The organism is Photobacterium sp. BZF1 (assembly GCF_014349205.1).
GTDB lineage: Bacteria > Pseudomonadota > Gammaproteobacteria > Enterobacterales > Vibrionaceae > Photobacterium.
In genome coordinates this window covers 18,746-27,019 of record NZ_JACSOF010000090.1, presented here as the reverse complement: position 1 = coordinate 27,019, position 8,274 = coordinate 18,746, and the positions used below count along the sequence as shown (strand labels likewise).

Below are 8,274 nucleotides of genomic sequence, written 5' to 3'. Positions count from 1 at the left end.
ACAAAGAACTGTGCTCTAACTTTTGTTGGCACAATTTAGCCAAGCCAATTATCTTAACTGAGAAAAATGCTCCACGAGTAGATGCTTACCATACCTAGGAGCAACTGAATCTTCTGCCATCATAGTCAAAAAGAACTCTGCTGGGCCTCCCCACCTTTCTGGAAGCCACTTTGCACCTATCAAGGTAAACCTGCGAAGCCAGTCGGGCAAATATGTTATTTGTGGCATCTTTTCTTGAGCGTGGAATGCCCGTTCGGCAATTTGCCTAGCAGATAGAACTTCCGGTCCACCAACTTCAAGTAGCTGCTCTACTCTATCGACAGCCTCCAAACAAAACTTAGCCAAATCTTCACCATGAATAGGATTAACCTTCACCTCACCTCGAGCGAAAAGATAGACACGCCCTTGCTCAGCCATTCTGTAAACCTCTTCAATATCAGAGAAAAATCCATTAGGCCTAATCACACATGGTGTCAGCTTTTCGGAGCTTAATAATCGCTTGGCAAAACGTTCTTTTGCCCTCAAAAGCCTCACACTTGAATACTTATCTGCCTTGAAAGCTGACACATAGATAAATTTTTCTACTCCAGCACGTTCAGCTTCCAGTAACAAGTTGAGGTTGGCTTGGTAATCCACATCCATATATCCCAAACCATCTTGTTGCTTGGTAATCCCAAGGCATGAGATCACCACATCTATTCCATCACAACAGCCCTTTATTGCTATGGGGCTCGTGACTTCAGCTATAACAATTTGGCCTTCATCCACGCCTTGAGCAAGCAGCTTAGTCTTGCTCCTTGCCAAAGCTGTAAATTCGCGATTGGCGTGCTGTAGTTGTTTCACCAAGTGCAAACCCAAATACCCTGTAGAACCCGCTACGAGAATACGCTGTTGTCGAGCAACCATATTCACCTCCACGTTGTTATTGGTTTGAATAGCCATCTTCCCTAGTTGGTCGATATGGCTCCTCTCGCAATATATGGCTGATTAATAGCTTCAAATAAAACAAAGGTAGAAACCACTCCATCCCCTGCGGGGCCTGCCAACAATACGTTACGAGCAAGATAGTTAGCGAATATAGGGTTAACGCAACCGGTCGTTGCAGATAGAGTGAAACTTTAAGAATAATTACACTGGCCAACATCATGTAGGCCCCTGTTACAACAATCCACATCAAATCAAAATCGAGAAACGCCCAACTAAACAGTGAAAGCTGCAAAAAGTGCACACTGATAAAACCCATATGTTGGTTGAAGCCTTGTCCTTCTCGGTGGAACCAACGTTTTGCACTGGATGTGGCATTAGTGATAATTCCTCCGACGATATCAACAGCAAGGAGAGCTGCAACCAAGTACTGCACCCAATCCCAACCGAGTTGCCAATAGTAGACACACGCCAATAGAATCAAGCAAGCGGCAAATGGCACATAAAGTTGCAAATTCTTTTCAGCCTTGGTTGCACCTGGCCCTATCAACTTATCAATTCCGCCAAAGAAGCCCTTCCTTCCATCAGGTACATTCCAATCAATTTTCATATCAAAACCTTTTTTAGACCAGTTGGTCTTTTTAAATTAATACGATCTTTCGGCAAGGTAAAGATCTTTTTTGTCCAAGTGGTCTAAATAAAGTTTATCTGTTAACATTGAGTCCATCATTCATACCGGATCAAGCTAACGCATAGCTAGGGAATAGAAGTAAGACATGCCAAAAATCGTTGACCATGACAAAAGACGTGAAGATATCTCCCTCAAAGCTGCCGCTATTTTCCTCGAAGTTGGATATAAAAACATTGGAATGCGCCAGCTGTGTGAGCAACTCGGAATGAGCAAGAGTGCGGTTTACTATTACTACAAAAGTAAAGATGAGCTGTTTCGTGCAGCAACTGAGGCTATCGTCAACTTTGACGCTGAAGTGCTTGCACAGAGGCCTAACTCTCAAAATGCCACACCACAGCAACGAGTGGAAAACTTCTTATTAATTTTCCAGCAAATGGCACCTCGCTATTTTCAGGAGATGCAGCTCGTCGCTGATTATATAGAAGTGATTGGTAAAAAGAACATCGCTAATGATCCCAGCATGCTTCTCGCGAACCAGAAGTATATTAGCTTGCTGTCAAACTATGTATCGGCTGAGCATAGCACCCCTCTTTATACCCTTATATTAGGATTACTTAACCATCAGATCATGATAGGAAAGCCACTTACAGAAGAATATATTTCAGCAATGATCATAAATTACCTCCATTAGTGGCATACCTCACTCACAGCGCCACATCTTGCCACTGCCCCCCAAGCAGGACTCTCTGCTGTCGGTAGCCGGCTTGCAAAAGCATTTCACGGCAGCGTTGGTGGTGGACGCCCAAATGGTGTGGTGCGTGGGCATCGGCATTAATTTGAATGGGGATATTTCTCGCTTTTGCTTGTTTGAGCAACCAAGGGGAAGGATAGACATCATCGGTTGCGCCGCGCAGCATACCACCGTAATTCACTTCCAAAATAACACCAGATTTAGCAACGTCATCCAAGGTTGATATCGCCACCTCCCTATACCAATGGGAGTCTTCGTCAAAAAACTGCAGTGCCTTATTATGCTTTTTGACCAAATCGTAATGACCAAGAATATCAAAGCCCCCTTCCCCGCATAGTTGGCCGACTCTGTGGAAATAGGTTTCAATCATATCTCGGGTACTGCCCTGATAAACCTCATTCAACAAGGTCTTGAACTCATCATGGGGACCATCGACACTTAGCATCGGATAACGCTCATCAGGGGCTGCCAGTGTATGAACCGAACCTATTTTGTAATCTAGGCCCAGCGCATCCCACTTGGTATCACTAGGTGAGAGAAGGCCGCGAATATAATCAACCTCCAGCCCTAAATAGACCTCGATATCAGCATCCGCTTTTAGAGCCGTGATCTCTTTGACATATGCGTCGAGGTTTTCCAGCTGCATACAGAAATCGTTATCAAAAGGCAGGGGAGCATGGGAACTAAAGCCGATAGCCTTGAAGTTGAGTTGCTTGGCCTGTTCAACCATATCAAGTGGTGAGCCCTTACCATCACAGTAATGACAATGAGTATGAAAGTTGGTAAGCAACATCGTGAGCCTCCATGGCTACAAAACACTATGAACTTGTATATTATCGACTTCGCCAGATAAATACACACAAATAAAGCGGTTAATATTCTTGTCTATGCAATTGCCAATCGACGTTGCATAGCTGTTCGATAAACCACTCCAGGGCTTTGCCGGTCTTCCCTTTATGCCAGGCAATATATACATCCTGATCCGGCCTTGGAATTTCGCACAGCTTTGCCACTAATTCACCAGTATCCAGATAGGGCCTTGCCATGTGCTCTGGGAGAAAACCCACACCCAAGCCGTTTATTTGTGCCCGCAACTTGGAAGCCATCGAGTTTACTCTAATCACTTGCTTGCTATTAAACTGACCGCTGTCGCGAACAGGAAGCAGCTGGGAAGTATCTGATACGACAACAGCAGGGTATTGGGCAATCCTATCTGCTTCCAATACACCTTCAACACGTGCCAATGGATGATGTGGCGCAACGGCGAATACAAATGACAAACTGCCGATTTGATGTGTTTGAAAAAGGCCTTTGGGCAACTCCCCTGTAGCGCCAATCACAATGTCAGCCCGCCCGCTATGAAGTGCATCCCAGCCACCACCGAGCACTTCCACGCCAAGGGAAACATCTACGTTATGATCTAATTGGGTAAACTCTCCGACCAACTCATAGAGGACAGATTCAGATATTACAGTATCCCTTGCGATTCGAATTTCGCTCTCCCAGCCGGACTCCAATTGCTGGACAGAGTCCACCAACCTGTTGGTAGCAAGTAGGATTTCCCGCCCATGTTCCAGAACAAGCTGGCCGGCCGGTGTCAATTTGGCCCGCTGTTTAGTCCTATCAAACAATGCTACGCCCATATCCTCTTCCAGCTTCTTGATGGTATAGGTCAGTGCCGAGGGGACTTTGAACAGAGACTCTGCGGCAGCAGCAAAACTGCCCTTCTTATCTATCGCATCCAACGCCCTGAGAGCATCAATAGTGATTGCCTGTTGCATTGCTGCACCCTTTATTCAAAATTTTTGAAGTTAAGATTCAAATCATTCCGATTTTCCTTTCAATCTAGCACGCCTAAAATTTGATTCAACATTGACTGACAAGCTATTGGCTTGCTTAGTCCAGAATTGAATTTATTTGAATACAGTAGGTGGAGGAAAGGAAATGATCACAGTACGTAAGGCGCAAGATCGTGGACAAGCCAACTTCGGCTGGCTCGACAGTCACCATACCTTCTCTTTCGGCAGTTACTACGATCCACGGCATATGGGCTTCTCTGCCCTAAGGGTTATCAATGATGATGTCGTCAAACCCGGCGCAGGATTCGATACCCATGGCCATAAAGACATGGAAATCATCAGCTATGTGTTGGAAGGCAGTATTGAGCACAAAGATAGCGAGGGGAATATCCAAACGCTCCCTGCCGGTGAGTTCCAACTGATGTCGGCAGGCCGAGGGATTTACCATAGCGAATATAATGCCTCAGCACGCCATGACCTGCGATTCCTGCAAATCTGGATCCAGCCAAATGTATTTGGCAATAAGCCTGGCTACCAGCAGAAAGATTTTGGTAAACAGAATGGCTTAACACCCATTGCAACTCCCAATGGCGAAAAAGGGACACTGCAAATAAAACAAGATGCATCCCTATACCAATTAATTCTACAACCTGGGCAGCAAATTGATTTTGAAGTAACAAATGGCAGGAATATCTATCTTCACCAAGTCAGCGGGAAACTGACAGTCGGAAATACTGAGCTTGAAGCAGGAGACGGTGCGAAGGTTGAACAACAAACCAAGGTATCAATGGCAAATGACAAGCAAGAGCCTGTCACGGCACTTTTGTTTGACTTGCCTTAGAATGCTGAGGTAAATGGGGAAGGTAAGTCAAAGCACCGAAAAAAAGCCTATGTTCTAGCTGAACATAGGCTCTAATAAACCTGTCAAAGTTAATCCGCTAAGCTATGCGCACTCAGTCTCAAAAGCTTTGAGTACTTGCCTATCGTTTTCGACCCGTTTGATCCAGCCATCAGCTTCCATGCGGTTTAGCAATGGGATCATATATTTTCGGGATAAACCGGTACGTTCCCTGGCTTCAGAAATGGCAAACCTCTCCCCTTCAGAATATCCCTGCAGCAAGTCGTGCACCAACTCCTCATAAAGAGAGGCAAGGTAGTAAATCTTGCCTTCCATCGGTACTGCAAAGCCCAACCTGACGAGGTTCCTCAGCTCCTTCTGAGCCCCAGGGATTTTCTCTTTATCCGCTTCATAGCCTTGTTTACCGGCTTGTTCCATATGTTCGAGGATCTTCTTCGCTGTCTGAGAAAGCTGCGCCTCATTTTGACCGCAGCCAAGAGAATAGTGTTCGTTGCTCTTGCGCAGCTTGCCTTCAGCGACCAATAAATCGAGAACAGCAGTAAGAGGAGATGCTTCCATTTGCACTTTGCCGCTCAGTTCAATAGCCGATAAATCAATTTGGCCCTGCTTCAAAACTGCCTCCACCTGCTGGTAGGTTTGGTTGAAGCATTCTTCGGTAAACAGCCACTCGCCACACACCTTATACCCTGATTCATCAAGAGCTTGCTCCCCACGCTTGGCAAAGCCATAGAGAGACATATTGATAGTGACATAGTCTTCCCACGCAGGACGCTCCGGCATCGCCATCAGAAGATCATAGAGTTTATTGCGATAACTTTTGGCTACCGCTCCCGACCACACGATTGCCCCACAATTGAGAATTCGACTACCACCATGCTGGATCAACAAGGCACGTTGATTCCAAAAGCAACTCGCAGGCTCTTTCAGGCGCAATCTGGCAAGGTTAGTACCTTTGAAAACAAATATTTTGGCAAGGGTATTGAACGTACCAAAGGCCACTTCCACTTCACTGTTATTTCGGCACTTATTTTCGAACAATTGGCTATCAAGACGGACAATCAGCTCATCGGTGACAAAAGACGCCCCTTTACGGCAGGTAAGGCAAAATCCGCGCTCAACCTCTTTCTTCTTGATCCCCTTCAAGCCTATTGCCACACGGGAAACCGGTTTGGCCAACTCGATATTCTGATGATAAGACTGCAGACTTTTCACCTGCACCTCACGTCCGCTAGGCTGCATGTATAGTTTTTGGCCGACAGCAAATTCGCCACCACATAGGCTCCCTGTCACCGTGGTACCGACGCCATTTACTGTAAACACACGGTCAATATATAAGTGGCCATGACGTTCGTTGTCTTCCCTTTCGTCATCTACGCTGCCATCAAGCTTATTGCAGATATGCTGTCGCAGGCCATCAATCCCTTCACCCTCATGGGCTGATACCGTTACCGAGTCTGGAATAAAACCAGCGATATCGAGAAATTGTTCAAGTGCTTCCTCTTCAACCAGAGCCAGCATCTCATCATCAACCAAATCAGATTTGCTGATCACCAAGGTAACATTCTCAATGCCCATCGAGGCAATGACCTTGAGGTGATCGGTCGACATCTGCATCCAGCCTTCATCGGCCGCCACCACAAACAACACCATATCGAGGCTCCATACCCCGGCAACCATGTTGCGGATGAAGCGCTCGTGTCCGGGTACGTCGATCACCCCTACTGGCTCACCGTTCTGGTGCTTGAAATAGGCGAAACCCAAATCAATCGTCATCCCCCGCTTTTTCTCTTGCGGTAAATGGGCAGTGTCTATCCCGGTCAATGCTTTGATCAACGCCGATTTACCGTGATCGACATGGCCAGCTGTGCCAACAACATAACTCATTGCAACACCTCCGACAGTTGGCTCCGCAAGTATGGAATTTCAGAGGCTTCTATTGTTGCCATATTGAGATGAACCTTGTCGCGCTTGATCACCCCGATCACCGGAAGTGGCCATTGCCTCATCACGGCCAGTAACTTTTCTGGGGAACGCTGGAAAGCGGGCTGGCTAGGGTTGATCTGAACTGACCATGAGGGATCATCCTGATCAGGCAGCGATCCTCCCCCGACCGTCATTTCTGACTGGACAACGGTCAGCAAACCGTTGAAGCCTGACACAAGTTCCTTGGCTCTTTGCTCAAGCAGTGTGAGCTCTGCAGTGCTTTTACTTTCAGCAACCCCTTTACCTTCTACTTGTTGGTTTAGCTTTCTCACTACCAGTTCTTCAAGCAGGGAGTAAACAATCCGGCTGGGGCGAAATGCCCTCATCATCGGGTTTTTCTCAAGCTGCTTTATGAGGGCATCTTTACCTGAGATCATACCTGCCTGAGGCCCACCAAGTATTTTATCCCCAGAATAACATACCAAGTCAGCCCCTGAGTCGATGTAACTGGCCACAGTTGGTTCATCGGGCATCTGCTCGGTCGTTGTACCGGAACCTTGGTCAACGGCCAGAATGACATGTTCTGGCAGGGCCTTTGCCAGCTCTTTGATATCAGGAGATTCTGTAAAGCCCCGGATCTTGAAATTTGAGGTATGGACAATCAAAACCAAGGCCGTCTCATCAGTGATAGCATCGAGATAGTCTTGTGTAGTCGTAATATTGGTTGTCCCCACTTCCACCAGCTTTGCACCTGACAAAGCCAGAATATCTGGAATTCTAAAGCCGCCGCCTATTTGGATTTGCTCGCCACGAGACACGATCACTTCCTTACCTTTGGCTAGCTCGTGTAGCAGCAAGTAGATTGAGGACGCATTGTTATTTACAACTAGTGTGTTTTCGCCCTTAACAAGGTATTGCATCAGTTGCTGGAGGAGCCCCTTACGCTTGCCCCGCTTACCCGTGCTCAAATCGATTTCAAGGTTGCTGTAATGGGTGTTTACCTCTGTAACCTGCTGCCAAAGCTCTGCATTAATCGGCGAACGGCCCAAGTTGGTATGAACAATAACCCCTGTACCATTGATTACCCGCTGCAACCGCTGCTGGTTCATCAACCAACAGGCCTGCTCTATGTTGTGGTATAACTGCTCGAGCGAGAAAGGATGCTTGTCTGGATCTTGCAAGTGCTGCTTCTTATAACGAGCAACTTGCTCACGAACCGCGTCAGCCACCATAGGACGGCTCAAACGCTCAATGAAAGGTGCCAGAAAAGCTTGCTGGAGGATTTTTTCAATTTGTGGAATTGACGATAAGGTGCTTATTGCCATGATAAAGCCCCATAAGTTTTAAAATTAAACCGTCAGAACCAATATTCTAACAGCTATGAATT

General features: G+C 46.6%; 8 protein-coding genes. 2 read left to right on the top strand and 6 right to left on the bottom strand.

Translation table 11 applies throughout. The annotated features are described in order from the left end of the window. Nucleotides 1-48: 48 nt before the first annotated feature. Nucleotides 49-942 (bottom strand): SDR family oxidoreductase, encoded by an 894-nt coding sequence (locus BIZ37_RS19095; protein WP_255526818.1) that lies wholly within the window; start codon nucleotides 940-942, stop codon nucleotides 49-51. Then, complete coding sequence (locus tag BIZ37_RS19090) at nucleotides 923-1,534, bottom strand: hypothetical protein (protein WP_187462832.1); 612 nt, start codon at nucleotides 1,532-1,534, stop codon at nucleotides 923-925. The genes BIZ37_RS19095 and BIZ37_RS19090 overlap by 20 nt, the downstream gene beginning before the upstream one ends. 166 nt (nucleotides 1,535-1,700) lie before the next feature. Between BIZ37_RS19090 and BIZ37_RS19085 the strand changes: the two genes are divergently transcribed. After that, complete coding sequence (locus BIZ37_RS19085) at nucleotides 1,701-2,246, top strand: TetR/AcrR family transcriptional regulator (RefSeq protein ID WP_187462831.1); 546 nt, start codon at nucleotides 1,701-1,703, stop codon at nucleotides 2,244-2,246. Nucleotides 2,247-2,259: 13 nt separating this feature from the next. On the opposite strand, the gene BIZ37_RS19080 is transcribed toward BIZ37_RS19085, so the two are convergent. Further along, nucleotides 2,260-3,099: a histidinol-phosphatase gene (locus BIZ37_RS19080; RefSeq protein WP_187462830.1), complete on the bottom strand. Its 840-nt coding sequence runs from the start codon at nucleotides 3,097-3,099 to the stop codon at nucleotides 2,260-2,262. Nucleotides 3,100-3,178: 79 nt separating this feature from the next. Then, entirely contained in the window at nucleotides 3,179-4,087 is a 909-nt protein-coding gene (locus tag BIZ37_RS19075) for a LysR substrate-binding domain-containing protein (protein WP_187462829.1), read from the bottom strand. Nucleotides 4,088-4,250: 163 nt separating this feature from the next. Between BIZ37_RS19075 and BIZ37_RS19070 the strand changes: the two genes are divergently transcribed. After that, a complete protein-coding gene (locus BIZ37_RS19070) occupies nucleotides 4,251-4,946 on the top strand; it encodes a pirin family protein (protein WP_187462828.1) in 696 nt (231 codons plus the stop codon). Nucleotides 4,947-5,048: 102 nt separating this feature from the next. On the opposite strand, the gene selB is transcribed toward BIZ37_RS19070, so the two are convergent. Further along, complete coding sequence (gene selB, locus BIZ37_RS19065; protein WP_187462827.1) at nucleotides 5,049-6,848, bottom strand: selenocysteine-specific translation elongation factor; 1,800 nt, start codon at nucleotides 6,846-6,848, stop codon at nucleotides 5,049-5,051. Beyond that, the gene (gene selA, locus BIZ37_RS19060) at nucleotides 6,845-8,212 is read right to left on the bottom strand and encodes an L-seryl-tRNA(Sec) selenium transferase (RefSeq protein WP_187462826.1); all 1,368 of its coding nucleotides are present in this window, start codon (nucleotides 8,210-8,212) and stop codon (nucleotides 6,845-6,847) included. Before selA ends, selB begins: the two co-directional genes overlap by 4 nt. Between the last annotated feature and the right edge of the window lie 62 nt (nucleotides 8,213-8,274).